3 protein-coding genes and 1 pseudogene are annotated in these 1,749 nt (G+C 68.9%); 3 read left to right on the top strand and 1 reads right to left on the bottom strand.

What is annotated here, in order from left to right; all coding sequences use genetic code 11:
* The 3 genes and pseudogenes from VF825_RS10805 to rsrA form a co-directional block, all read left to right on the top strand.
* Positions 1-196, top strand: a pseudogene (locus VF825_RS10805) (hypothetical protein); the annotation flags it as partial.
* 180 nt (positions 197-376) lie between these two features.
* Complete coding sequence (locus tag VF825_RS10800; protein ID WP_331113071.1) at positions 377-1,018, top strand: sigma-70 family RNA polymerase sigma factor; 642 nt, start codon at positions 377-379, stop codon at positions 1,016-1,018.
* Positions 1,015-1,281 carry a mycothiol system anti-sigma-R factor gene (gene rsrA, locus VF825_RS10795; RefSeq protein WP_331113069.1) on the top strand — a complete coding sequence of 89 codons (267 nt, stop codon included), beginning with the start codon at positions 1,015-1,017 and terminating at the stop codon, positions 1,279-1,281. Before VF825_RS10800 ends, rsrA begins: the two co-directional genes overlap by 4 nt.
* Before the next feature lie 82 nt (positions 1,282-1,363).
* On the opposite strand, the gene VF825_RS20100 is transcribed toward rsrA, so the two are convergent.
* Positions 1,364-1,438: a 50S ribosomal protein bL37 gene (locus VF825_RS20100; protein ID WP_369791897.1), complete on the bottom strand. Its 75-nt coding sequence runs from the start codon at positions 1,436-1,438 to the stop codon at positions 1,364-1,366.
* Positions 1,439-1,749: the final 311 nt, after the last annotated feature.

Below are 1,749 nucleotides of genomic sequence, written 5' to 3'. Positions count from 1 at the left end.
CGCGGTGACCGACGCGGGGACGCCTCTGTTCGTCATACAAGGGGAGTCGGACGCGTTCGGCGGCCCGGACGAGGTGCGGGCCGCGCTGGGGGAGTCCCCCGAGGTGGTCGCGGTCGCCGGGGCCCACGGCTTCGCCAAGGGGGCGCCGGGCGTGCTCGACGCCGCACGGGCGTGGCTGGCCGGCCGGCTGGGCTGACCTCGGGGAATGTCCGCCGAGGCCGCCGGTGTTGACCACTGCGACCTCGACGAGAAGGAGACGCCCCTCGTGTTTCTGACCGAGCTGGCCCCTGTGACCGACGGGCCGCAGCTGGGCCTGGGATCAGGCAGTGAGCGCCCGGCCCGGCGCACCGCCACCGCCGCACTAGGCTGGGGCGCAATGACTGACGACCAGCACACCTCCGCGGCGCGCACGACGACTCCTCCGGTCGACGTGAGCACCGAGACGCCGGAGCAGCGCGCGGCCCGGTTCGAGGCCGAGGCGATGCCGTTCCTGGACCAGCTCTACAGCGCGGCGCTGCGCACCACCCGCAACCCGGCCGACGCCGAGGACCTCGTCCAGGAGACGTTCGCGAAGGCCTACGCGGCCTTCCACCAGTACAAGCCCGGCACCAACCTCAAGGCCTGGCTCTACCGCATCCTCACCAACACCTACATCAACACCTACCGCAAGAAGCAGCGTGAGCCGCTGCAGTCCGACGCCGCCGAGGTCGAGGACTACCAGCTCGCGCGTGCGGAGTCCCACACCTCCCGCGGCCTGCGTTCGGCCGAGACCGAGGCTCTGGACCACCTGCCGGACAGCGACGTCAAGCGCGCCCTGCAGGAGATCCCCGAGGAGTTCCGGCTCGCCGTCTACCTTGCCGATGTCGAGGGCTTCGCCTACAAGGAGATCGCAGAGATCATGGACACCCCGATCGGGACGGTCATGTCGCGCCTGCACCGCGGCCGCCGCCAGCTGCGTGAGCTGCTCACCGACTATGCCCTCGAGCGTGGGTTCGTGCGTGAGGAGGCGACGTCATGAGCTGTGGCAACCACCACGACACCGACTGCTCCGAGGTCCTGCTCAAGGTCTACGACTACCTCGACGGCGAGATGGGCCCGGATGACTGCGCCAAGATCAAGCAGCACCTAGAGGAGTGCGGGCCCTGCCTGAAGGAGTACGACCTGGACCACATGCTCAAGGCGCTGGTCCGTCGCTCCTGTGCGTGCGAGCAGGCGCCCACCGAGCTGCGCACCCAGATCATGGCGCGTATCACGACGGTGCGGGTCGAGCTCTCCGAGTGACCTGAGTGCCGCCCTGGCCGCGGACGCACGAAGGCCCCCTCACCAGCCGGTGAGGGGGCCTTCGACGTGTGTGCTACGCGGCTCAGGCGTTGGGCTTGCGGCCGTGGTTGGCGGCGTTGCCCTTGCGGGAGCGGCGCTTGCGGGCGCGCTTGCTCATGTCAGCTCCAAATTCGGGTATGGCTAACGCGCCCATGGGGGCGCGTACGGGGATATTCTCGCACAGCCGGCACATGGGGGTGGACCGGCATCCGAGCGGGGGGCTCGACCTTCACTGGCCGTCGTGGCAAAATCGCGCAAATCGACCTCAATGCGGGCAAATGCGCGTAAGACGAGGGGTTCTTTCGTCATGCCTACGCCGCGGGCGTATGGGGATGGTCAGGGCTGGAAGTTTCAGCTCGATCCGGTGACACGATCTCCTCAGAGCGAAGGACACGGGGCCCCACCTCCTTCGCTTCGGCCCAGGCCGAA

Origin of the sequence: Oryzihumus sp., from assembly GCF_036391795.1 — a bacterium.
Classification (GTDB): domain Bacteria; phylum Actinomycetota; class Actinomycetes; order Actinomycetales; family Dermatophilaceae; genus Oryzihumus.
The sequence above is the reverse complement of the archived record's forward strand: the minus strand, read 5'-3'. Positions and strand labels throughout refer to the sequence as shown.